The organism is Pseudomonas imperatae (genome assembly GCF_057128625.1).
This window is the reverse complement of the sequence record NZ_JBSKHP010000014.1, coordinates 156,509-179,561: the sequence shown is the minus strand read 5'-3', so window position 1 is coordinate 179,561 and position 23,053 is coordinate 156,509. Positions and strand designations below refer to the sequence as shown.

15 protein-coding genes and 1 tRNA gene are annotated in these 23,053 nt (G+C 65.2%); 3 read left to right on the top strand and 13 right to left on the bottom strand.

Going from position 1 to position 23,053, the window contains the following annotated elements; genetic code table 11:
- The first annotated feature begins 142 nt into the window (after window positions 1-142).
- Complete coding sequence (gene desA / locus ACWKWX_RS19065) at window positions 143-1,327, top strand: delta-9 fatty acid desaturase DesA (protein ID WP_416421563.1); 1,185 nt, start codon at window positions 143-145, stop codon at window positions 1,325-1,327.
- A 148-nt stretch (window positions 1,328-1,475) separates the two neighbouring features.
- The gene (locus ACWKWX_RS19060) at window positions 1,476-2,465 is read left to right on the top strand and encodes a GGDEF domain-containing protein (protein ID WP_483828582.1); all 990 of its coding nucleotides are present in this window, start codon (window positions 1,476-1,478) and stop codon (window positions 2,463-2,465) included.
- A 93-nt stretch (window positions 2,466-2,558) separates the two neighbouring features.
- On the opposite strand, the gene ACWKWX_RS19055 is transcribed toward ACWKWX_RS19060, so the two are convergent.
- The 3 genes from ACWKWX_RS19055 to gabD all read right to left on the bottom strand — a co-directional run bounded on the left by ACWKWX_RS19055 (window position 2,559) and on the right by gabD (window position 6,788).
- Window positions 2,559-3,767, bottom strand: a complete 1,209-nt coding sequence (locus ACWKWX_RS19055; RefSeq protein ID WP_416421564.1) for an HDOD domain-containing protein — start codon at window positions 3,765-3,767, stop codon at window positions 2,559-2,561.
- A 115-nt stretch (window positions 3,768-3,882) separates the two neighbouring features.
- Window positions 3,883-5,163 (bottom strand): 4-aminobutyrate--2-oxoglutarate transaminase, encoded by a 1,281-nt coding sequence (gabT, locus tag ACWKWX_RS19050; protein ID WP_416421565.1) that lies wholly within the window; start codon window positions 5,161-5,163, stop codon window positions 3,883-3,885.
- A 182-nt stretch (window positions 5,164-5,345) separates the two neighbouring features.
- The gene (gene gabD / locus ACWKWX_RS19045; protein WP_416421566.1) at window positions 5,346-6,788 is read right to left on the bottom strand and encodes an NADP-dependent succinate-semialdehyde dehydrogenase; all 1,443 of its coding nucleotides are present in this window, start codon (window positions 6,786-6,788) and stop codon (window positions 5,346-5,348) included.
- A 351-nt stretch (window positions 6,789-7,139) separates the two neighbouring features.
- On the opposite strand from gabD, the gene ACWKWX_RS19040 reads away from it, so the two are divergent.
- Window positions 7,140-7,216: transfer RNA gene (locus ACWKWX_RS19040), tRNA-Arg, on the top strand.
- A 195-nt stretch (window positions 7,217-7,411) separates the two neighbouring features.
- Here the strand turns inward: ACWKWX_RS19040 and ACWKWX_RS19035 are convergent.
- From ACWKWX_RS19035 to tssC, 10 genes are all read right to left on the bottom strand, one after another.
- Window positions 7,412-8,008 carry a hypothetical protein gene (locus ACWKWX_RS19035; protein ID WP_483828568.1) on the bottom strand — a complete coding sequence of 199 codons (597 nt, stop codon included), beginning with the start codon at window positions 8,006-8,008 and terminating at the stop codon, window positions 7,412-7,414.
- Between the two features lie 19 nt (window positions 8,009-8,027).
- On the bottom strand, window positions 8,028-12,479 hold the full coding sequence (locus ACWKWX_RS19030; RefSeq protein WP_483828567.1) for an RHS repeat-associated core domain-containing protein: 4,452 nt from the start codon (window positions 12,477-12,479) through the stop codon (window positions 8,028-8,030).
- Between the two features lie 12 nt (window positions 12,480-12,491).
- On the bottom strand, window positions 12,492-12,926 hold the full coding sequence (locus ACWKWX_RS19025) for a DcrB-related protein (protein ID WP_416421571.1): 435 nt from the start codon (window positions 12,924-12,926) through the stop codon (window positions 12,492-12,494).
- Window positions 12,923-14,869 carry a type VI secretion system Vgr family protein gene (locus ACWKWX_RS19020; protein ID WP_483828566.1) on the bottom strand — a complete coding sequence of 649 codons (1,947 nt, stop codon included), beginning with the start codon at window positions 14,867-14,869 and terminating at the stop codon, window positions 12,923-12,925. Before ACWKWX_RS19020 ends, ACWKWX_RS19025 begins: the two co-directional genes overlap by 4 nt.
- A gap of 2 nt (window positions 14,870-14,871) precedes the next feature.
- Window positions 14,872-17,550 carry a type VI secretion system ATPase TssH gene (gene tssH, locus ACWKWX_RS19015; RefSeq protein WP_483828565.1) on the bottom strand — a complete coding sequence of 893 codons (2,679 nt, stop codon included), beginning with the start codon at window positions 17,548-17,550 and terminating at the stop codon, window positions 14,872-14,874.
- A complete protein-coding gene (tssG, locus tag ACWKWX_RS19010; protein WP_416421574.1) occupies window positions 17,543-18,583 on the bottom strand; it encodes a type VI secretion system baseplate subunit TssG in 1,041 nt (346 codons plus the stop codon). Before tssG ends, tssH begins: the two co-directional genes overlap by 8 nt.
- On the bottom strand, window positions 18,547-20,406 hold the full coding sequence (tssF, locus tag ACWKWX_RS19005) for a type VI secretion system baseplate subunit TssF (protein WP_483828564.1): 1,860 nt from the start codon (window positions 20,404-20,406) through the stop codon (window positions 18,547-18,549). The genes tssG and tssF overlap by 37 nt, the downstream gene beginning before the upstream one ends.
- Window positions 20,403-20,924: a type VI secretion system baseplate subunit TssE gene (gene tssE, locus ACWKWX_RS19000; protein WP_416421576.1), complete on the bottom strand. Its 522-nt coding sequence runs from the start codon at window positions 20,922-20,924 to the stop codon at window positions 20,403-20,405. The genes tssF and tssE overlap by 4 nt, the downstream gene beginning before the upstream one ends.
- Before the next feature lie 67 nt (window positions 20,925-20,991).
- Window positions 20,992-21,480 carry an Hcp family type VI secretion system effector gene (locus ACWKWX_RS18995; protein ID WP_416421577.1) on the bottom strand — a complete coding sequence of 163 codons (489 nt, stop codon included), beginning with the start codon at window positions 21,478-21,480 and terminating at the stop codon, window positions 20,992-20,994.
- Between the two features lie 68 nt (window positions 21,481-21,548).
- Complete coding sequence (gene tssC / locus ACWKWX_RS18990; RefSeq protein WP_416421578.1) at window positions 21,549-23,042, bottom strand: type VI secretion system contractile sheath large subunit; 1,494 nt, start codon at window positions 23,040-23,042, stop codon at window positions 21,549-21,551.
- Between the last annotated feature and the right edge of the window lie 11 nt (window positions 23,043-23,053).

Below are 23,053 nucleotides of genomic sequence, written 5' to 3'. Positions count from 1 at the left end.
GCGAAGCCCATACGAAAAGATTGGGATTATAAAGCAGAAACATTCAGCCACTCTTATCTAAAACCCGAGCTGGTTTTATCTGCTTACATGCCGATAATGCGACGTGCTTCTAATTTTTTCTTTGACGAGGGCCCTGCAGCCTATGTGGTACAACGGTTTTCTTGACCTGTCAGCCTGGCAATTGGTGGCGGTCACCCTGTTGATGACCCATGTGACGATTGTCAGTGTCACCATCTACCTTCACCGTTATTCCTCCCACCGTTCGCTGGAACTGAACGCCGGGCTCAAGCATTTCTTCCGTTTCTGGCTGTGGCTGACCACGGCGCAGAACACCCGCGAGTGGACCGCCATCCACCGCAAGCACCACGCCAAGTGCGAAACCGTCGATGACCCCCACAGCCCGGTGATCAAGGGCCTGGGCACGGTGCTGGGCCGCGGCGCCGAGCTGTACCGCGCCGAGGCGCAGAACGCCGAGACCCTGCGCATCTACGGCAAGAACTGCCCCGAGGACTGGATCGAGCGCAACCTGTACTCGCGCTACCGGCTGCTGGGCGTGTTCCTGATGCTGGCGATCGACCTGGCCTGCTTCGGCGTCATCGGCCTGACCGTGTGGGCCATCCAGATGATGTGGATTCCGTTCTGGGCCGCCGGCGTGGTCAACGGCCTGGGCCACGCGGTGGGCTACCGCAACTTCGAATGCCGTGACGCCGCCACCAACCTGGTGCCGTGGGGCATCATCATTGGCGGCGAAGAGCTGCACAACAACCATCACACCTACCCCAACTCGGCCAAGCTGTCGGTGCGCAAGTGGGAGTTCGACATGGGCTGGATGTGGATCCGCATCCTGTCGTTCATGCGCCTCGCCAAGGTGCAGCGCGTGGCGCCCATCGCCCACCGCGTCGAGGGCAAGGGCCACCTGGACATGGACACCGCCATGGCCATCCTCAACAACCGCTTCCAGATCATGGCCCAGTACCGCAAGCTGGTAATCGCGCCGCTGGTGACCCAGGAGCTGTCGCGCGTGGATGCCTCGGTGCGCCACCAGTTCCGCCGCGCCAAGCGCCTGCTGTCGCGCGAAACCAGCCTGCTGGACGACCGCCACCAGGCGCACATCCAGAGCATGCTGGAACACAGCCACGCGCTGAAGGTGATCTACGAGAAGCGCCTGGCGCTGCAACAGATCTGGGCCCGCACCAGTTCCAACGGCCACGACATGCTGGCCGCCATCAAGGACTGGGTGCACGAGGCCGAGGCCAGCGGTATCCAGTCGCTGCGTGATTTCGCCACCCAGCTCAAGACCTACTCGCTGCGCCCCGCCCACGCCTGACACCGTCCATCGGCACGCCCCGGCAAGGGGCGTGCCGCTTGGAACTTCATTACAAAATATTAATCCTACGAATGATCGCCTACGCGGCGGGACCTGACGTGTGCGCATGCCAGGGCCCGGCCCCCGTGACATTCGAGATTTCGTGATGATGGCCAACAAACAACCACTGTCGCCGACGTTCCCCCAGATGCCAGCCGCGGCCGAGACGCTGCTGGCGCTGATGCACGCCCAGGGCGAGGTGGCCCGGCTGAGCGAACGCGAACAGCTGTTCAGCTCGTTGCTGGTCAGCGTCAACGCGGTGTTGTGGGCCTTCGACTGGGAAGCCCAGCGCATGATCTACGTCAGCCCCGCCTACGAGCGCATCTTCGGCCGCTCGGCCGGCCTGCTGTTGGCGGACTACAACGAGTGGCGCGACAGCATCTACCCCGACGACCTCGACTACGCCGAGCGTAGCCTCGCCGAGGTGCTGGAAAAGGGCGCGGTGGAAGACCGCGAGTACCGCATCATCGGTGCCGACGGGCAGATTCGCTGGCTCAGCGACAAGTGCTTCGTCAGCCAGCAAAACGACCCGGAGCAGCGGGTGATCGTGGTCGGCATCGCCGAGGACATCACCGAAAAGAAGCACCTGGAAGGTGAGCTACAGCGCCTGGCCACCACCGATGTGCTCACCCAAAGCAGCAACCGCCGGCATTTCTTCGAGTGCGCCCACCGCGAATTCGAGACCGCGCGCCTGCAGGAGTCGAACATCTCGTTCCTGCTGCTGGACATCGATGACTTCAAGATTATCAACGACACCTACGGCCACCAGGAAGGCGACGTGGTACTGCAACGCATCGCCGAGACCGGCCGCGCCGTGCTGCGCCGGGGTGACCTGTTCGGGCGCATTGGCGGCGAAGAGTTCGCCGCGGTGTTCCCCGGCTGTTCGCCCGAAGTGGCGCAGCAGATCGCCGAGCGCCTGCAACGGGAGATCCAGCGCCTGAGCTTCAACCATGACGGCCAGGTGTACGGGGTTACCGTGAGCCAGGGCCTGACCGGCCGCAACGAGGACGACGAGCTGCTGGACAACCTGTTCGCCCGAGCGGACGCGGCCATGTACCAGGCCAAGCGCCAGGGCAAGAACCAGATCGTGGTGGGTTGATACACCACCCTGTGGGAGCTGGCTTGCCAGCGAGCTGTTAGGGGATTCAACAGCTCGCTGGCAAGCCAGCTCCCACAGGGATATTTTGGTAGGTCAATTGCGGCGTAGGCGCGTTAGTTCCGGTAGGCTCATTTTCAGCAGGCGCGCGGTCTTGCCGTTGGCGATGGGCTCCAGGCTTTCTTCCGGGCCCAGGCGCGCCAGTTGCCCCGCCAGGTTCATGGCCAGCGTATCGCGCCCATACACGCCACCACCCAGGTGGTAGATAGCCGCGATCAACTCCCGCAGCTCGATCGGCAGGCGCCAGCGCGTACGCAGCGCCGAGCCGTAGGCCGCGCCAAACTCCTTCAGGGCCTTGTCCACCTGCCCCTCCTCCAGCACGCCGCCAGCCAGCCGCCACTCCTGCAGCGCGCGCAACAGCGCCAGGTCGCCCAGGCAATGCAGCAGGCCGGCGCAGTAGCAGCGCTCCTGGTCCACGTCGAGGTTGCGCGCCAGGGTGCGGGCGTACTCTGCCGCGTGCAGCGAATGGCTCCAGAACCGCTCGGCATGCTGCGACAGCTCGGGGTCTGACAGCCGCGCGCTGCGCTTGAGCGCCAGGCCCAGGATCAGGTTCATGCTTTGTGTGGCGCCCAGCTTCTGCAGCGCCTGCAGCAGCGTCTGCACCGGCGCGTCGCTGTGGTGGGCGGCGCTGTTGGCGGCGGCGATCAGCACCGCGGTGATCTGCGGGTCGGTGCGCACTTCCTCTTCCAGCTGGCGCAGATTGAGGCCCTGGGGGTTGAGCGCACGCTTGATGGCCACCTGCACGTCGGCCATCAGCGGGCCGCCGTCGGAGTGCTGCCGGCGCTCTTCCAGGAACGGCTCCAGGCGCATGCCCGGGGCCAGCGCCGGAATCTCGCACACCACCTCCTGGCCCACCGCCAACAACAGGCCGTGCAGGCGCTCCTTGAGCGAGTCCATGTTCAAGGGCTTGGTCAGGTAGGCCGTCGGTGCCAGGGGCACGGCTTCGCGCACGCTGGCCACGTCGCTGCGGTCGCTGATGAGAATGAACGGCAGGTTCTTGCGCTGGCTTTTCTGCCGCACATTGCGCAGCAGGTCCAGGCCATCGACGCCGGGCAACTCGCGCGCGGCAATCACCAGGTCAGGCCGGCGCTGCAGCAACTGCAGCGCATCCTGGCCGTCGGTACACACATCCAGTTGCGCGTCACAGCGCACGCTCAACAACATTTGCGTCAGCAGGTCCCGGGTCCAGGGGTCTGCTTCGGCGATCAATACCCGCGGTATTGCCGGGCTATCCTGCGCACTCATGGCTATTACTCCGAAGGCCTTGCCTACAGGTTATCCAGACATTACGCGGGATGCCTTCGTTCAACGCAAAAAAAAACCCGCCGAGGCGGGTTTTTTTGTTCATCGCGTCACACTTTTACGCCAATTCGGCGAAGCACTCTTCGATGATGGCCAGGCCCTTGTCCAGCTGCTCGTCTGGCGAGGTCAGCGGAACCAGGATGCGCAGGACGTTGCCGTAGGTGCCGCACGACAGCAGGATCAGGCCCTTGTCGCGAGCCTTGGCAACCACCGCGGCCACGGCTGCGGCGTTCGGCTTGTGGTTGTCGGCGCCTTCGAACACTTCAACGGCAATCATGGCGCCCAGGGCACGCACGTCACCGATGATCGGGTGCTTGGCCTGGATGGCCTTCAGGCCGGTCACCAGGCGCTCGCCCACGGCCTTGCAGCGGTCCAGCAGGTTCTCTTCCTCGAACACTTCCATCACGGCCAGGGCCGCGGCGCAAGCGATCGGGCTACCGGCGTAGGTGCCGCCCAGGCCGCCTGGAGCGATGGCGTCCATGTACTCGGCCTTGCCGCACACACCGGCCAGCGGGAAGCCGCCAGCGATGGACTTGGCGAAGGTGGTCAGGTCAGGCGCGACGCCCATCTGTTCCATGGCGAAGAAGGTACCGGTACGGCCAGCGCCGGTCTGTACTTCGTCGGCGATCAGCAGGATGCCGTGCTGGTCGCACAGGGCGCGCAGGCGCACCATGAACTCTTTCGGCGCGACGTAGAAACCGCCTTCGCCCTGCACGGGCTCCAGGATGATGGCAGCGATGTCACGCGGCTCGGCATCGTTCTTGAACACGCGCTCGATGCTGGCGATCGAGTCGTCGATGCTCACACCGTGCAGTTCGTTCGGGTACAGGGCGCGGAACACGCCACCTGGCATCAGGCCCATGCCGGCCGAGTAAGGCACGACTTTACCGGTCAGGCCCAGGGTCATCATGGTGCGGCCGTGGTAGGCGCCGGTGAAGGCGATCACGCCAGCGCGGCCAGTGGCGGCACGGGCGATCTTGACGGCGTTCTCTACCGCTTCGGAACCGGTGGTCACCAGCAGGGTTTTCTTGGCGAAGTCGCCCGGTACGCGAGCGTTGATCTTCTCGCACACTTCCACGTAAGGCTCGTAGGCCAGTACCTGGAAGCAGGTGTGGGTCAGCTTGTGCAGTTGAGCTTCAACGGCAGCAATGATTTTCGGGTGTACGTGACCGGTGTTCAGCACGGCGATACCGCCGGCGAAGTCGATGAACTCACGACCTTCAACGTCGGTGACGGTAGCGTTCTTCGCCGAGTCGGCAAAGATCGGGTGGATCTGACCAACGCCACGTGGAACGGCTGCCTGGCGGCGTTGCATCAAGGATTCGTTTGTCTTGCTCATGTTTTCCTCATTCACCGCTCATCGGGCGGCGTGGTTCAAGGATCAAGCAGCGGGGGTCAACGGCGACAGCATACGATGATCGACTGTCACGGCCTCCCGGCCACGAAAAGGGTGTTGCGGGTGCTGCATGAAAACCGCCGGGACGTCGCTCTCGCGCCCCGGCGGCTGGTTACCGCTGCGGATCAGACCGAAATGCAGAGGTATTTGATTTCCAGGTAGTCTTCGATGCCGTACTTGGAGCCTTCACGGCCCAGGCCCGACGCCTTGATACCGCCGAACGGCGCCACTTCATTGGAGATCAGGCCGGTGTTGATACCCACCATGCCGTATTCCAGGGCCTCGGCAACGCGGAACACGCGGCTCATGTCACGGGCGTAGAAGTACGACGCCAGGCCGAACTCGGTGTCGTTGGACATGGCGATCACTTCGGCTTCATCTTTGAAGCGGAACAGCGGCGCCAGCGGGCCGAAGGTTTCTTCCTTGGCCACGGCAGCGTTCTTCGGCACGTTGACCAGCACGGTCGGCTCGAAGAAGTTGCCTTCCATCGCGTTGCCGCCGGTCAGCACGGTAGCGCCTTTGCTCAGGGCGTCGGCGATGTGTTCCTTGACCTTGGCCACGGCCTTGTCATCGATCAGCGGGCCAGTGGTGGTGCCCTCTTCCAGACCGTTGCCGATCTTCAGTTTGTTCACGGCCACTTTCAGCTTCTCGGCGAACGCGTCGTAGACACCGTCCTGCACGTAGATGCGGTTGGCGCAGACGCAGGTCTGGCCGTTGTTGCGGTACTTGGAGATGATCGCGCCTTCGACGGCCTTATCCAGGTCAGCGTCGTCGAACACGATGAACGGCGCGTTGCCGCCCAGCTCCAGGGAGACTTTCTTGATGTCCTTGGCGCATTCGGACATCAGCTGGCGACCGATTTCGGTCGAGCCGGTGAACGAAAGCTTGCGCACGATCGGGTTGCCGGTCAGCTCGCTGCCGATGTCGCCGGCGCTGCCGGTGACTACGCTGAACACGCCTTTGGGGATGCCGGCGCGCTCGGCCAGTTCGGCCAGGGCCAGGGCCGAGAACGGGGTCTGCGAGGCAGGCTTGAGCACCATGGTGCAGCCAGCGGCCAGGGCCGGGCCGGCTTTACGGGTGATCATGGCGGCCGGGAAGTTCCACGGGGTGATGGCCGCGGTAACGCCGATTGGCTGCTTGATGACGATCAGGCGCTTGTCTGGCTGGTGGCCAGGGATGGTGTCGCCATAGACGCGCTTGGCTTCTTCAGCGAACCACTCGATGAACGAGGCGGCGTAGGCGATTTCGCCCTTGGCTTCGGCCAGCGGCTTGCCTTGTTCCAGGGTCATCAGGCGAGCCAGGTCGTCCTGGTTCTCGATCATCAGTTCGAACCAGCGGCGCAGCTTGTTCGAGCGTTCCTTGGCGGTCAGTGCACGCCAGGCTGGCAGCGCCTTGTCGGCGGCTTCGATGGCGCGGCGGGTTTCAGCGGCGCCCATCTTTGGCACGGTACCCAGGATCTCTCCCGTGGCCGGGTTGTTGACCTTGATGGTCTGGCCGTTGTCCGCATCTGCCCACACACCATCGAGGTAGGCTTTCTGGCGGAACAACTGAGCGTCTTTGAGCTGCATGTCGGCTTCCTTAACAGCACCGTGCGCACACGGGGCAAATTGTTGATTGTTCGAAAGGCGTTCCTGGTGGAACTGCCGTCAGGAAATCATATGCCGGGCAAAACACCAAATGCGCACAGGATGTTACCCGTGCGAGCGCAGCACCGGACTGGGGGAGCGTTTGAAATCTCAAACGAATCCTAGGAGCAATGGGGGTAAAGGACAATAGGCTGTTCGGAAAAAAGAACAAAATTCCCCCCAACGGCACTGATTTCCGACTGGCGCAGCCCTCTGACCCGCCCCTGTGCGAAATCATCCACACGTCAGCGCAATAGACGCCCACCCCCGAGATGGGTATCATGGCGCCCGCTTGCACTTGTAGCTCAGCTGGATAGAGTACTGCCCTCCGAAGGCAGGGGTCGTGGGTTCGAATCCCGCCAAGTGCGCCATATAGATGAAAAAGCCCCAAGGTTTGCGCCTTGGGGCTTTTTTCGTTTTGGGAGATGAGGCTGTGGGGATGGGGTCCGTGGTTGGCTGCCGCTAGGTGTGCGGGCAGGAGATTTTCGATGAGGCCAGACGCGTGGTAGGAACCCAAGGCCGGCGCCCCTGAATTTCCTTCATTGATACCGCTATTTTGGGCGATCTCAACCGTAGAAATAGTCTATGAAACCATCAAAATTATCTGCACCCAAGATAGGAATCACTCGTGTGGCCAAGGCATGAGTGAAATCTTCCCTTATGCCGTTGTCATCCTGCACCTCGAATACCTGAAACGCTCCATAGACCAACGCTATCAATTCAACTAGAGCATTAATAAAATCGGCGAGAGAGTCGGCAATTTTGAAGGGCGTCACGCTGTCATAGGCTGCATAGACTTCCAGGAGTTCGGTTGCAGCAGCAACGATAATTGGCTTCCCGCCCCCACTATCATCCATGATTACCAGAAACTGCGCAGGCCAGTCCTCTATGGCGGAAAGGCCAGTTGGACTTTGGTACCATCGATACCCCACCTGGAATCTTTCGATACTGCTAACCTGCGCGAACCGGACAGGAGTAACACCCGTTTCCACCTTTACGTCGACAGGCTCAAATAACGAATAAAGCTCGCCAAGTAATGGATGAGACGGCAGGCTTGACGGCCAGAGACCGGTAACGTGACTGTTTTTTACGAATTGCCCACTTAATTTATATTTAGCATGTATGGCAACCAAGGATTGCAACGCATCTATCAGCCCGCTCATTTTTCCTCCGGCTTTTCATTCAACCGCCACATTTACCGTTTTGTCCCGCGCTCCTGAGGCGGTCAATCAAACGGCCCTTACCAGCATTCGCATATTTGCCCCTGTGACCTTGCATACTATTCAGATGCTCATCGATACCACTAGGGTGGTTGGCATTCTGTAAAAATACGATGTTACGCGGGTCACCCTTCCATGCAGCGCCCAGCGTCCCGTTACCTTCAACACTATTAATGTGATGCCCGGTATAGCCAGCCTCAGACATGATTGAAGAAAGCTGTGCGTTATTTTTAGTACTCAGGATTGTCTGGCGCTCCGTCGCCGTCCAGTCGCGGGAACCACCACCCTGGGCCACCAAGGACCTTTCCTCGCCCCAAGCTCGGGTAATAGCCGTACCACGGGCACCGGGCTGCGGTGTAATCGTTGGTCTGACCTTATACCTTACTAAATCTTCAGGACTAAGCCCTAAAGGATCGGTCCAGGCAATTGGGTTGGATGCAAAAAGATAGAGGTTAAGACCGCCATTCAACCCAATCGGATCCGGCGAAACAAACCGTCCCACATCCGGATCATAAAACCGGAACGTGTTGTAGTGCAGCCCCGTCTCCCGGTCCAGGTACTGCCCCTGGAACCGCAGGTTCTGCTCTTCAATGTAGTACGGCTCGCGCACCTCTTCGACGGTGTTGCCCCACACTTGGTACTGCGCGCGCCACACGGTGTGGCCGTCGGCTTCGGTGAGCTGCTCGGGCAGGCCGTTGAGGTCGTTGTGGTAGTAGCGGATCCTGGCCTCGGCTCCGCTGCCGTCCACCCGCGCCAGCGGCTCGTAGCTGCCTTCGCTGGCGTAGACGTAGAGGCTGCTGCGGCCGTGGCGGTGTTCTTGCAGCAGGCGCAGGCCATCCCAGTCGAAACGGGTTTCGCCCAGCGGGAAACCGTTGCCGTCGTGCTCGCGCTTGGCGATGCGCCGTCCCAATGGGTCGTAGGTCATGCGCAGCACGGTCTGGCGGTGGCCGTCCTGGGTGTGGATGGCGGTGATGCGGTGTTCGGCGTCGTAGGTGAACCGCTGTATCAGGTGGCTGCCCTTGCGCTTCTCGAGCAGCCGGCCAAAGCCGTCGTAGCGGTAGCGCTTGTCCTGGTAGGTGAGCAGTTTGTTGTGCACCACCAGCCCCGCGCCAGCTGCCGGGCCGTCCAGCAGGTTGGCGGCGGCGTCGTAGGCGAAGGTTTCCAGGCGCATGCCCTGCTGGGCGGCAATGATGCGGCCGGTGGCGTCGTAGTGCAGCAGGTCCTGGCGGCGCTCGTCGTCCTGCTGGTTGAAGCGGCCGACCAGGTTGTCGCTGGGGTCGTAGTCGAAGCGTTGCTGTGCCGGAGCGGGCAACACGGCCGGTTGGCTGTTGGGGCGGCGCAGGCGGCTGCGCAGGCGGCCCGCGCGGTCGTAGTCGCTGCGGGTGTTGAGCTGGCCCTGGGTGCGCAGCACCTCGCGGTGCAGGCGGTCGCGTTCGAAGTCGCTGATCACCCGGCCGTCGAGGTTGAGCTGGTGCAGGTGGCCGCTGCCGTAATGCAGGCGGTTGAGCCAGCGGCCGTCGGGCAGCTGGGTCTGGATGAGGTTGCCAAGTTCGTCGTAATGATGCTGCAGGACGCCTGCGCTGCTGGTGTCCTGCAGTAGCTGGCCCAAGGCGTCGTAACTGAAGCTCAATGCCTGTTCGCTACCATCCCGTCCACTGAAGCCGACCTCGGTCAGCTGGCCGACGGGATCATAGCGGTAGGCGGTGCGGCCATCGTCGGTGAGCTTGGCGCGCAGCTGGCCGATGGCATCACGCTGCAGCCAATGCAGCAACGGCGTGGCGTCGCCCCACTCGGTGGGCGCCGGGCGATATTGCACGGCAATAACGCTGTTCAGGGCGTCGTAGCCGTAGCGGCGGGCGCTGCCATCGAGGTCCTGCTGCTCGATGAGGCGGTCGCCGGCGTCCCAGGTGAAGCGGTAGCTCTCGCCGTTCTCGTTGGTCAGCGCCTGCAGGCGGCCATATGGGTCGTAGCTGAATTGCACCTGGCGGCTGAGCGGGTCCAGCCGCTGGCGCACCTGGCCACGGCGGTCGCGGTGGTAGCGGGTGGTGTGCCCAGCCGGGTCGGTGTAGGCCAGCAGCTGGCCGCTGGCGTCGCGCAGGAACTGTTCACTGCGGCCGTCGGGCAACTCGCTGCGCACCAGGCGCCCCATGGGGTCGTGGTGGTACAGCGAACTCTCGCCAAGGGCGTCGGTGACCGCCTGCAGGTTGCCACGCTTGTCGTAGGAAAACTCCGTGGGGTAGCTGGAGCAATCGATGTGTTGGGTAATCTGGCCCGCGTCGTTCCAGCGCAGCCGCTTTGATTTGCCGGTGGCATCGACAATTTCCACCACCTGGCCGCGGCGGTCGTGGCGGTAGCGCGTCACGTGGCCCAGCGGGTCGGTCTCGGCGCTGAGGTTGCCGCGCGGGTCGTAGCGGTAGCGCCAGCTGTTGCCGGCCGCGTCGGTCTCGGCCAGCGGCAGCGACCAGTGCTCCAGCCAGACCGTGCTTTGGGTCTGCCCCAGAGCATCGGTGGATGAGGCCAGGTTGCCGGAGTCGTCGTAGGCAAACGCCCACTCGCCGCCCTTGGGGTCCACCGCGCCCAACAACTGGCGTTCGTCGTTCCAGTTGAAGTGCCAGGTGTGGCCGAGGGTGTCGGTGGAACGGATGATCTGGAACTGCGGGTTCCACTGCCGCATGCTGCTGCGGCCCAGGCTGTCGGTGATGCGGGTCAGGCCCTGGCCCAGGTCGTAGTCGAACTGGTAGTGCTCGCCATCGTCAGTCCAGCTGCGCACTACCCGCCAATCGCCGTCGGCGAAGGGCGCCCACTCATAAAAGCAGCGCAGGCCGGCGGGCAATTGGTGTTCGACCATGCGCCGGCCAGCATCGTAGGCAAACTGGCGGACGGTACGGCCCTCGGCGTTGCTGACGGCCGCCAGGTCCCCGGCCTGGTCATAGCGGTACTGGGCCAGGCGCTCGCGGCTCTGGTCAGGGTAAACGCGATCGACGGCCGCCACGCGGCGGGGCCAGACCGGGTCGTACAGCAGCTCGGCCTGCACCACTTCCAGGCCGTCATGCAGGCGCGCCAACCGCCCCCGGTCGTCGTAGCTGAGGTAGAGGCGGTTGTCGTTGCGGTCACCCAGTTGCGCCAGCCGCAGCCTGCCGCCGGCCACCGGCTCGAACAGCCGGTACAGCCCGTCCACGCTCTCGATCAGCAACTGGCCGCTGGCGTGGCGCCGCACGCTCAAGCCCTCCCCGGCACTGAACACCGCGCCACCCAGGGGTATGGCGCCCATCTCGATGCGCCGGCCCTGCTCGTCGGTGTACACCAGCTGATCGCCGCCATCGGGGTGCGCCAGCACCTCGACCTGCACCTCGAAGGCCAGGCTCCAGCCCGCGCCGAACAGCCCGTCCTGGCGCAGGTCGGCGCTGCTGTAGAAGCGTCGCCACTCCAGCGGGATGATTCCCGGCAGGACGAAGTCGGTGTCGTCATCGCCGTTGAGCACCTTGGCACCCGTGGCCGCGTGCACCGGATGCGGCGAGCCGATGATGGCGTTGGCGGCCGCGCCGATGGCCTGGTCGACCATGAAGCCGCGCACCATGCCCAGGGCCATGCACGGTAGGCGGCTGAAAAACTTGCCCTTGCCGCCGCGCAGCGCCAGCAGCACGCTGATGGCCAGCCCCACGCCCGGGGTCTTGCCGCTGCGAATGTCGCGCACCACCACCGAGCCGCCGCCAATGCGCACGTTGGAAGAGATCAGCCCGGCGCCCACCACCGTGGCCTCGCAGGTACTGCGATCACCGCTGCGCACCGCCGGCTGGCCGTTGATGCTGACCTTGCTGGAGCCCTCGGCGAGAAACTGCGGCGCTCCCGGCGGGTGCTTCATGCAGGCAATCATGTCGTCCGGGCACGGCACCGCCAGGGGCGATGCCATGGCCACCGTGGGCTGCCACAGCTGCGAGAAGAAGCCCTTGGCCATGTCCAGGAAGCTGCCTTCCTCCGGTTCAGGCTCCGGCTCCGCCTCGGCCTGGCTGAGGTCGGTGCCGGCGGCCTCGGCAGCGCTGCCCAGCTTGCCGGCGGCGCGGGCAGCCGGCTTGCCGTTGATGAAGACGTTGCCGGAACCGGTGAGAATGTTGGCTTCCACCACTGGCGGAAACAGCGCGTTGGCGATGCCGTCGCACAGGTTCGTGAGGCCCTTGTCCAGGCCGGTGGCGCTCATGCCCATGCCGACCGCCGCGCCCATGACCGCGCCGAACACGCACGCGCCCAGGCCGCCGGTGGCGACGGTGATGCCCGTGGCGGCGACCACGGCCGCCGTGGCCACGGCGCCAATGACGCCATAGGCAGCCACCTCCAGCACGCCACCGAGGATGTCGGCCATCATCGACGAGTGCATCAGCGCATCGCCCTGGCGGGCGGCCCACAGGGCATCAGACATGCTCGGGCGAACTCAGGCGGGAGGCTGCAGGGCAAGCGTCTGCTTGATCGCCTGCCAGTGCGCGGCCTCGGCCTCGCCCAGCGGCTGCGGCTTCACGTAGCTGAGCGCAAGCATCTGGCGGGTGCCGGGCACCACCAGCGCCAGCTGGTACTGGAAGACCTTCTCGGCGCCCTTGCTGAACTGGCTGCGCAGCTCGAACGCCGGCACGTCATGCGCCCGGCCCACCTGCACCGCGGCGGGTGGCTGGAAGCGCAGGTCCTGGATCTGCTGTTCCATGCGCTTGAGCTGGCCCTCGAAGTTGCTTTGCAGGGTTTCGCCATCGGCCAGCAAGCTGCGGCTGATGATCAGCGAAGTGCCCAGGGCGGGAAACTTGAGGATGTTGATGGACGCATCCTGCACGTCGGCGTCAGGCAGCTGGAATTGCAATTGCTCGGTACGGTAAGTCATGAGGCACTGCCTTGGGGCTTGGGAAACATGGCGGCCACTGCGCTGTCGATGCTGCCCTTGACCCCTTGGCCTTCAGGGGTGGCACCGGCATCGCCGCCGATATTGAGGTTGAGGTTGCCGCCGGTGTTGAACTGCGCGTCCTTGCTGGCGAAGAAGTTGATGGCCTTGCCGGTGAGATTGATCTGGCCACTGGCGTTGAGTTCGAGCACGCTGTCGCCGCACACCAGCCGCAGGTTCTCGCCCACTTCCAGCAGGTAGCTGACGCTGACGCTGTCGCGCTTGCTGGCGCCCACCATCAGCACGTCGTCCTGCTTCACCGCCCGCACCCGGTTGGCGCCGATGGTCACCCGTTCATTGAGGTCGACGGTGCTGGTGCGGTTGTGGCCCACCCAGTGGGTTTCGTCATGCTCCACCTCGATGTCCTGGTTGCGCTCGGCATGGATGAACAGCTGCTCGGCGCCCTTCTTGTCCTCCATGCGGATTTCATTGAAGTTGGCCGGCGTGCCGCCCTTGCTGGAGCGGCTCTTGGTACCGCTCTGGGTGGCGTTGGCGGGCAGGTCGTAGGGCACCGGCTGCTCGGCGTTGTAGACGCGGCCGGTGATGATCGGCCGGTCGGGATCGCCTTCCAGGAAGCTGACGATGACCTCCTGGCCGATGCGCGGAATCTGCATGGAGCCCCAGTTCTTGCCGGCCCAGGTCTGGGACACGCGAATCCAGCACGAACTGTTTTCGTTGGATTGGTCGTGGCGGTCCCAGTGGAAATGCACCTTCACCCGGCCATATTGGTCGGTCCAGATTTCCTCGTTGGCCGGGCCCACCACCACGGCGGTCTGCGGGCCACGCACGATAGGCCGGTGGGTCAGCGCCAGCGGGCGAAAGCTCTGCTGGGCGTCGATGCAGCTCAGGTGGCTTTCGAACTGCAACTGGCCGGCGCCCTGCCCGCTTTCCAGGTCTTCCTGGGTGATGAAGTAGCGGCTGGCGACGATCAGGTATTCGCGGTTCTGGTCCTGGCGGGCGAAGTTGCTCAGGCTGAACAACAGGCCGGCGCCCAACCCACGGGCGTTGCCGGTCAGCTCCACGCGCTCGTGCAGGCTTTGCAGGGCCTCGACCCGGGTGCGCGAATAATGCTCGCCATCCTGGCTCTGCACGTAGGCGCCGGGGTAGTCGTACAGCGGGTAGTCGGCGTAGTCGTGGGGCCGCGGCACCTCGGCGCGCACGTCGATGCGTGCGCTGGGGCGCTGGAAATCGTAATCGTTGAGTTCCACCGAGCCCGACTGCACCTCTTGGGCCAGGCGCCAGTCGTAGAGGTGGTCGCGCTCGCGCTGCTGGCCATCGGGCGGGTAGAACGGCACCACGCCGTAGCCCGCCGCGCTTGCGTGGGCGCCATAGGCGTCAGCGAGCACCAGCACGTGGCGCTCCTTTGCGTGGCGGAAGTAGTAGTAGATGCCTTCCTTCTCCAGCAGCCGGCTGACGAAGTCGAAGCTGTTCTCCCGGTACTGCACGCAGTATTCCCACTCGCGGTAGCTGCGGCTGAGCAGGTCCTCGAAGTCGGAAAAGCCCAGGTCGCGGAACACCTGCTTGACGATCTGCGGCACGCTCATGTGCTGGAAAATTCGGCAGTCCGAGGTCCGGGTCAGCAGCCACAACCACGGCCGCAGGGTCACCTGATAGCTGGCGAACTGGCCGCGGCCATTGTTCTGGCTGCAGCGCGCCACCACGCCATGGAAGTAACGGGTGCCGCCGTCGTCCAGCTGCAGGCCCAGGGCCATGGGCTTGCCCAGCAGCAGGTTGAGATCAATGTCCGCGTCCCGGGAAGTCAGCTGCACGTCGTAGGCGTACAACCGCCCCAGCTCTTCCACGCCGCCCATGTCCTTGAGCAGCAGGGTGTCGTCGGCGAGTGGGCTGAACACCTGGACCAGGCGCGTGCTTTGGCTGAAGAACATGGTCAGTGGGCGCTGCCGAAGTCGTAGTGCAGGGCCTGGTCGCGCACGCTGATGCGCACGCCGGCCAGGGGTTGCCCGTCGAGCATCCGGGTCAGGAACTCGCGGCTCATGTCCGGCAGCAGGCTGTTGGTGAGGATGGCGTCGATCATGCGCCCGCCGCTCTCGTGCTCGGTGCAGCGCGAGACGATCAGCGCCACCACGGCGTCGTCGTAGTCGAAGGCCACCTTGTGGCTACCCTCGACTCGCCGCTTGATACGCTCCAGCTGCAGGCGGGTGATGGCCTTGAGCATGTCGTCGTTGAGCGGGTAGTACGGAATGGTCACCAACCGTCCCAGCAGCGCCGGCGGGAAGATGTCCAGCAACGGCTGGCGCAGCGCCTTGGCGATCGCCTCTGGATCGGGCGCAGTGAGGCCCGCCTGGCACAACCTGGCAATCATCTCGGTGCCGGCGTTGGTGGTCAGCAGGATCAGGGTGTTCTTGAAGTCGATGAGCCGGCCTTCGCCGTCCTCCATCACGCCCTTGTCGAACACCTGGAAGAAGATTTCGTGCACGTCGGGGTGGGCTTTTTCCACTTCGTCCAGCAGTACCACGCTGTAGGGCTTGCGCCGCACCGCCTCAGTCAGCACGCCGCCTTCGCCATAGCCCACGTAGCCGGGCGGCGCGCCCTTGAGGGTGGACACGGTGTGGGCTTCCTGGAATTCACTCATGTTGATGGTGATGATGTTCTGCTCGCCGCCATACAGCGCCTCGGCCAGGGCCAGGGCGGTCTCGGTCTTGCCCACGCCCGAGGTCCCAGCCAGCATGAACACGCCGATGGGCTTGCTGGGGTTGTCGAGGCCGGCGCGGGAGGTCTGGATGCGCTTGGCGATCATCTTCAGGGCGTGGTCCTGGCCAATGATGCGCTTGGCCATGAGCTGGTCGAGCTTGAGCACGGTCTCGATTTCGTTGCGCGCCATGCGCCCCACCGGAATGCCGGTCCAGTCGGCGACCACCGCGGCCACCGCCTGGTAGTCGACGGTGGGCAGGATCAGCGGCGCCTCACCTTGCAAGTCGGCCAGGCGCTTCTGCACGTCGCGCAGCTGCGCGCGCTGGGCGTGGTCCTGGGCGCCGCCTTCCTCCGCGTCCACGCTGCCCAGGCTTTCGCGCAGGCTGGCGCGCAGCATCAGCAACTCTTCGACCAGCACCTTTTCGTCGCTCCAACGTCCTTCCAGCTCGGCCAGCCGCGCACGCTCGGTGCCCAAGGCATCCTCGACGCCGCCCTGGCGGCTCGACACATCGACGCCGATGGCATGCTCGCGGGCGATGATGCCCAGCTCGGTTTCCAGCGCCTCGATGCGCCGGCGGCTGTCATCGACCTCGGCCGGCACCGCGTGGAGGCTGATGGCCACGCGGGCGCAGGCAGTGTCCAGCAGGCTCACGGACTTGTCCGGCAACTGGCGCGCCGGAATGTAGCGGTGGGACAGCTTGACCGCCGCTTCCAGCGCCTCGTCGAGCACCTGCACCTGATGGTGGCGCTCCATGGTCGAGGCCACGCCGCGCATCATCAGCAGCGCCTTGGCTTCCGACGGCTCGGGCACCTGCACCACCTGGAAACGACGGGTCAGGGCCGGGTCTTTCTCGATGTGCTTCTTGTACTCCGCCCAGGTAGTGGCGGCCACGGTGCGCAGGGTGCCACGGGCCAGGGCCGGCTTGAGCAGGTTGGCCGCATCGCCGGTACCGGCCGCGCCACCGGCGCCTACCAGGGTGTGGGCTTCGTCGATGAACAGGATGATCGGCTTGGGCGACGCCTGCACGTCCTCGATGACCTGGCGCAGGCGCTGCTCGAACTCGCCTTTCATGCTGGCGCCGGCCTGCAGCAGGCCGACGTCGAGGCTGCGCAGCTCCACGTCCTTGAGCGCCGGCGGCACGTCGCCGGCGACGATGCGCAGGGCGAAGCCTTCCACCACCGCGGTCTTGCCCACCCCGGCTTCGCCGGTGAGGATCGGGTTGTTCTGGCGACGGCGCATGAGGATGTCCACCAGCTGGCGGATCTCGTCGTCGCGGCCGACGATAGGGTCCAGCTTGCCGCTGCGGGCCTGCTCGGTAAGGTCGACGGTGAAGCGCTTGAGCGCCTCCTGCTTGCCCAGGGCGCTGGGCGCGAGCGCACTGCTGGCCTCGCCCGGCACCGCGCCGGCGTCGAAACCGTCGGTGGCAGCCAAGGCGTTTTCCGGCGAGTCGCCCACGTATTCGTCGAAGCGCTCGGTCAGCGCCTCCGCCTTCAGCTTGTCGAACTCGGGGCTCAGATTCAGCAGCGCATGGCGCAGGCTGGGGGTCTTGAGGATGCCGATCAGCAGGTAGCCGCTGCGCACCTGGCTTGCGCCGAACATCAGGCTGCCGTAGACCCAGCCGCGTTCCACGCTCTCCTCCACCTGCGAGGACAGGTCGGTGATCGAGGTGGAGCCACGCGGCAGCCGGTCCAGCGCCTCGGTCAGGCCCTTGGCGACCCGCGCCGGGTCGAGGTTGAACTGGCGGATGATGCGGTGCAGGTCGCTGTCCTGCAGTTGCAGCAACTGATGGAACCAGTGCGCCAGCTCCACATAGGGGTTGCCGCGCAACTTGCAGAATACCGTGGCGGCTTCGATGGCCTTGTAGGCCACGCTGTTGAGCTTGCCGAACAGCGCGGCGCGGCTGATTTCACCCATGGGTCAAGTCCTTTGCAATGTGAGGGTCGGCGTAATGCCGTGACAGCAGCAGGTCGGCGGCATCCGCGCCGGGGCTGCCAAGCCAGGTGTTGAAGCCCAGGCGGCTGTCGCCACCCAGGGTGACAGGGGGTACCTGGGCCTGCTCCAGCACCAGGTTCAAGTCCCAGTCCAGCTCGTCGCCCTGGTATTCGCGCACCCAGGCGGCCAGCTCGATGAACAGCGCGCCGCCCGGCAGCAGGGCCATGTAGCGCTCCAGCGACAAGGGCCCCAGGCGCAGGCGGAATTTATGCTGGCGGTCCCAGGCATGGCTGCCCAGGCACAGGTCTTCGCCCAGGCGGCAATGTTCCACGCCCAGACGGTTGCGGTCGGGCAGCTGCAGCCACTGGCCCACGTACTCCTCGACGGCCACCGGTACGCCGAAATATTCGCCGAGGATCGCGCGCAGGCCATCCGGGTAGCGAGTCTGCGCGGCCAGGTGGCCGCTGTAGTGGAAGGTGGCGCTGTCGCTGATCGGGCCCTGGCCCAGCAGGCTGTCCATGCCACGGCCGCACAGGGCCGCCAGGCGCGCCGACCAGTAGTCGTCGTCGGGGCGGTCGTGGCTCACCGTGGGCCGGGCTTCGGCCCAGGCGCGGTAGAACAGGCTCAGCAAGCGGTGGTGGAACATGTCGAGGAAATGCTTGGTGGTGCTGTCGCCCTGGTTGCGCTCGCGGTCGCGCACGTATTCGGTCATCGGCAGCGGCATGGGCCCGTTGGGGCCGCCCAGGCCGAAGAAGAACTGCTCCAGGCGCGCGGCCCTGCCCTCCTCGGCCGGTGTCAGCGCGGCCAGGGTCGAAGGTGCGAAGGTGCAGTCGGCACGCTGGCCCAGGCGCAGGGCGTCCTCGCTCAGCCGCCGCGAATGGCCCAGGCGTGGCAGCTGCGGCGCTTCGCATTGCAGGCGGCGCAGCGCCTGGAAGAAGTCAAACTCCCAGGGCGCCGCCTGCATGGCCGGTTGGCTGCTCACAGGGTCGGCCGGCAGCCGGGCTGGGCTTTCCATCGCATGATCTCGCCGCGTTCGGTGGTCTTGATGACGGTCTCGGTGAAGCTGTTGATCGACACATAGCGCGCCAGGAAACGCTGGAACACCGCGCCCAGCAGGAACACGCCAGCGCCCCGGAAGGCGTTTTCATCGAACGTCAGGGTGATCTCCAGGCCGCGCCCGAACACGATCGGGCCCGGCATGGGCAGGCGCCGGGTGCAGGGGCTGGCGCTGACGTCGCGCAGGCCCTCGATCTGCAATTGCAGGGCCGGGTCATGGTCGTCGCCGTAGAGGCGCAACAGTTCGCGCAAGGCCGCCGCGCCCTGCCCCTGTTCGGTCAGCGACAGGTAGTTGAGCGACAGCTGGCTGATCAGGCGCCAGGCCTTGCCGTCGTGGGCGTGGCTGGCGCGCGGGCGGCTGGGCCCGGCCAGGCAGCGCACCGAAAGCACCGGGGCGCTGTCGGACAGGGTGAAATCGGTGCTGCCGCTGCCCAGGGTCATGAACAGCGGCAGGTCGCGGTTGGTGCACAGCGCGCCCACGCCCAGCTGGCGCAGGTCATGGCGGTGGGGCGCCTGGTTGGCGTCCACCAGGCTGACAAAGGTCTCGCTGCCCACGTAGTTGGAACGCGGGCCCAGGCGCCGCTGGTTGCTGGACAGCACTCGCGGCTCGCGGCGCACCACGTAATAGGCCTGGTCGCGGCCGTAGCGCGACGGGTCGCGCACGGCGTAGAACGGCAGGAACGGCTGGTCCGGCCCGGTGCCGTGGCCACTGAGTTCGGTCAGCGAATGCACTTCGAAGTCCATCGGCCGGGTGCGGTCGGCGATCACGTGGTGCTCGTTGACCCGGTCGGACAGGTGAATACGGTCCAGGCGCCGTGGGAACAGGTTGATCGCCGGCGCGCAGAACGGCTTGAAATGGCTGGCGTCCACCTGCCCTTCCAAGGCCTTGTCGTGGCTGTTGAACAGCACGATCAGTTCCAGCGCCTGGCCCTGGCATTGGCGCACGGCGCCCTGCAGGCCGCTGAACTCGACGAACAGGAAGCGCTGCGGCAGGGCGAAATATTCCTGCAGCAGGCGGTAACCCTGGAACGCCCTGGGCACCACGGGCAAGGCTGCGTCAGCGTCATCGAAACCACGGGGGCGCAGCGCATCCGCCGCCAGGCGCGCGACCCTTTCGGTCCCCGGCTCTCGCACGAACACCGCGCAGGCGTTGCCCAGCAGCTGCTCAAGCAGCCGCGACGGCTGTTCACCGGCACCGTGCAGGTACAGCGGCAGCGCGTCCAGGGCCAGCTCGCTGAACGGCTGCCCGGCGCTGGTGCGCAGGGTCAGGCGCAGGCCGGCACGGGCCTTGGGCTCGCTGGCCGCCAGGCGCCCCAGCACGGCCTGGGGGTTGCCGAAGTATTCCGCCTGGGCCAACGCCAGGGGCCACAAGGTGACGTCATGGGCGGTGCGGTATTCACAGCAGGTCTGGCTGTCGCGCCCCAGGGTGGCCCGCAGGGCGGTGCCGCGCTTGAGGGTGAAGCCGGCGCCCAGGGCGCCCTCCTCGGGGTCCGGGTTGAACTGCACCACGGTCATCGACGGCGTGGGCGCCAGGTAGTGCGGGTACGCGATCTCCAGCAGGTTGTGGGTGAAGGTCGGGTACTCGGCGTCCAGCTTGAGCTGCACCCGCGCGGTCAGGTAGGCAAAGCCCTCCAGCAGGCGCTCCACGTAGGGATCGGCGCACTCGATGCCGCTCAGCGACAGGCGCCCGGCGATCTTCGGGTACTGCTGGGCGAACTCGGCGGCGCCGTCGCGGATGTGTTGCAGTTCCTGGTTGTAGAACTCCAGCAGGCGCGGGTTCATGGGCGCCTCCGTTCGGCCTGCACCACACGCACATGGCCCGATTCCAGGTCCAGGTCGGTCTGCAGCAGCAGGCGCAACGGCACCGGCTGCGCCCACAGGTCGCCTTCGATGGCGAAGCTCAGGGCATTGTGGTCCATCTCGCTTGGCGCCAGGCAGGCCTTGACCCGCACACTGGCGGCGAGGATGCGCGGCTCGAAGGTGATGATGGTCTGCCGGATCACCTGCTCCAGCGCCTGGATGTCGACGTTGGAGACGCTGTTGCCCGCCAGCGCCGGCAGCCCGTAGTTGAGCACCGAAGAGCCCGCCGGGGTGTCGCGCGTGGCGTCGGCGTCCAGCAGGCAAGTGCTGTTGAGCAGCCAGGTGAGGTCGCGCAACACCGACTCCTTGAGCTGGTTGAGCGACAGCGCGCGCTGCTCGGCCGGCTCCTCGAGCACGCCAGGCCGGTCATCGCTCAGGCGGTCAAGCAGCGACGGCTGCAGGCGCTCGCGCGGGTTGAGGACATTGGAAGGCGTGGCCATGGTTCAGGCACCGAAGGGGCAAGGGCAGACAAGGGCAGCGGCGCGCAGGCGCCACTGCCGGGGGCGGTCAGAGCTTGACGTTCTGGCGGATGTTCCAGCCGTACTTGACCGGGCCGCCGTCCTTGGTGCCGTCGGCTTTCTGCGGCTGGTAGTCGACCAGCACCTGGGCGAAGTTGAGGGTGACGTTCTCGGTCAGGCGGTCATCGTGGCTGGTGCCGCCGGTGCTCAGCGACGAGATCAGCACTTCCTTGAGGGTGATGATCATATACTCGACCTGGCTCTCGCCGCCGGCCTTGCGAATGACCAGCTTGGCTTCGGGGTAGTGCTTGCCGCTGGAGCAGGCCATCATCAGGTTCGGGCTGGACTTGTCGATGAACTTGGTGATGGACAGGTCCTGAACGTTGACCTTGCCGGCACCGCCGCCGCTGCCCAGGTGCATGCTGCCGCTCTGGGACATGCCCCAGCTCCAGCCTTGGACGTCGATTTCGTCCTTGTGCGCCGAGTCCTGGGACTCGCCCTTGATGTCACCGATCTTGATGAACATGTCTACTGCCATGATTCCTCCTGGAATGCGTTAGTGGCGATGACGCGGCGCCCGGGGCGCCGCATCGCTGTGTATCGGGGTCAGGCGCCCTTGGCCGATGGCAGCTTGGAAACCAGGCGCAGGGAGACGGTCAGGCCTTCGAGCTGGTAGTGCGGGCGCAGGAAGAATTTCGAGTTGTAGTAACCCGGGTTGCCTTCCACTTCTTCCACCACCACCTCGGCGGCGGCCAGCGGGTGCTGGGCCTTGGTGGTCTCGGTGGAGTGCGCCGGGTCGCCGTCGACGTAGTTCAGGATCCAGTCCTGCAGCCAGCGCTGCATGTCGTCCTTTTCCTTGAACGAGCCGATCTTGTCGCGCACGATGCACTTCAGGTAATGGGCGAAACGGCAGGTGGCGAACAGGTACGGCAGGCGCGCGGCCAGGTTGGCGTTGGCGGTGGCGTCCGGGTCGTCGTATTCGGCCGGTTTCTGCAGCGACTGGGCGCCGATGAATGCGGCGAAGTCAGTGTTCTTCTTGTGCAGCAGCGGCATGAAGCCGTTCTTCGCCAGCTCGGCCTCGCGGCGGTCGGAGATGGCGATCTCGGTCGGGCACTTCATGTCCACGCCACCATCGTCGGTGGGGAACGTGTGTGCCGGCAGGTTCTGCACTTCACCGCCCGACTCCACGCCGCGGATACGCGAGCACCAGCCGTAGTGCTTGAACGAGCGGTTGATGTTCACGGCCATGGCGTAGGCGGCGTTGGCCCAGGTGTACTTGCTGCTGTCGGCGCCGTCGGTGTTCTCCTCGAAGGCGAAGGCTTCCACCGGGTCAGTCTTGGCGCCGTACGGCAGGCGCGCCAGGAAGCGCGGCATGGTCAGGCCGATGTAGCGCGAATCTTCCGACTCGCGCAGCGAGCGCCAACCGGCGTACTCGGGCGTGGTGAAGATCTTGGTCAGGTCGCGCGGGTTGGACAGCTCCTGCCACGAACCCATGCCCATCACCGTCGGCGACGCGGCGGCAATGAACGGCGCGTGCATGGCCGCGCACACCTTGGACAGCTCGCCCAGCAGCTCCACGTCGGGTGGCGACTGGTCGAAGTAGTAGTCGCCCACCAGGCAGCCGTAAGGCTCGCCGCCGAACTGGCCGTACTCTTCCTCGTACATTTTCTTGAAGATCGGGCTCTGGTCCCAGGCCGTGCCCTTGAATTTCTTCAGGGTCTTGTGCAGCTCCGGCTTGGCGATATTGAGCACGCGGATCTTCAGTTGCTCGTCGGATTCGGTGTTGTTGACCAGGTAGTGCAGGCCGCGCCAGGCGCTTTCCAGCTTCTGGAACTCAGGGTGATGGATGACCTGGTTGACCTGGGCGGTCAGCTTGGCGTCGATGGCCGCGATGATCGATTCGATCGACTTGATGGCGTCGTTGGACACCAGGTTGGTCTGCGCCAGGGCCTGCTCGGCCAGGGTGCGCACGGCGGTCTCGACCGCCTCGCGGGCGCGCTCGGTCTTGGGTTTGAATTCCTGCAGCAGCAGGTTGGCGAACTCGCTGGCCTGCTCGGTCACCGCCGGCTGCGGCTGACTGTCTTTCATCAACTCGGACATGGGGATCTTCC

Excerpts from the sequence above, each read along its gene's own strand:
- desA (WP_416421563.1), top strand. The coding sequence starts at position 143 with ATGTGGTACAACGGTTTTCTTGACCTGTCAGCCTGGCAATTGGTGGCG.
- ACWKWX_RS19035 (WP_483828568.1), bottom strand. The coding sequence starts at position 8,008 with ATGAGCGGGCTGATAGATGCGTTGCAATCCTTGGTTGCCATACATGCT.
- tssG (WP_416421574.1), bottom strand. The coding sequence starts at position 18,583 with ATGGAAAGCCCAGCCCGGCTGCCGGCCGACCCTGTGAGCAGCCAACCG.
- ACWKWX_RS19020 (WP_483828566.1), bottom strand. The coding sequence starts at position 14,869 with ATGTTCTTCAGCCAAAGCACGCGCCTGGTCCAGGTGTTCAGCCCACTC.
- tssE (WP_416421576.1), bottom strand. The coding sequence starts at position 20,924 with ATGGCCACGCCTTCCAATGTCCTCAACCCGCGCGAGCGCCTGCAGCCG.
- gabD (WP_416421566.1), bottom strand. The coding sequence starts at position 6,788 with ATGCAGCTCAAAGACGCTCAGTTGTTCCGCCAGAAAGCCTACCTCGAT.
- tssC (WP_416421578.1), bottom strand. The coding sequence starts at position 23,042 with ATGTCCGAGTTGATGAAAGACAGTCAGCCGCAGCCGGCGGTGACCGAG.
- tssF (WP_483828564.1), bottom strand. The coding sequence starts at position 20,406 with ATGAACCCGCGCCTGCTGGAGTTCTACAACCAGGAACTGCAACACATC.
- ACWKWX_RS19030 (WP_483828567.1), bottom strand. The coding sequence starts at position 12,479 with ATGTCTGATGCCCTGTGGGCCGCCCGCCAGGGCGATGCGCTGATGCAC.
- ACWKWX_RS18995 (WP_416421577.1), bottom strand. The coding sequence starts at position 21,480 with ATGGCAGTAGACATGTTCATCAAGATCGGTGACATCAAGGGCGAGTCC.
- gabT (WP_416421565.1), bottom strand. The coding sequence starts at position 5,163 with ATGAGCAAGACAAACGAATCCTTGATGCAACGCCGCCAGGCAGCCGTT.
- tssH (WP_483828565.1), bottom strand. The coding sequence starts at position 17,550 with ATGGGTGAAATCAGCCGCGCCGCGCTGTTCGGCAAGCTCAACAGCGTG.
- ACWKWX_RS19060 (WP_483828582.1), top strand. The coding sequence starts at position 1,476 with ATGGCCAACAAACAACCACTGTCGCCGACGTTCCCCCAGATGCCAGCC.
- ACWKWX_RS19055 (WP_416421564.1), bottom strand. The coding sequence starts at position 3,767 with ATGAGTGCGCAGGATAGCCCGGCAATACCGCGGGTATTGATCGCCGAA.
- ACWKWX_RS19025 (WP_416421571.1), bottom strand. The coding sequence starts at position 12,926 with ATGACTTACCGTACCGAGCAATTGCAATTCCAGCTGCCTGACGCCGAC.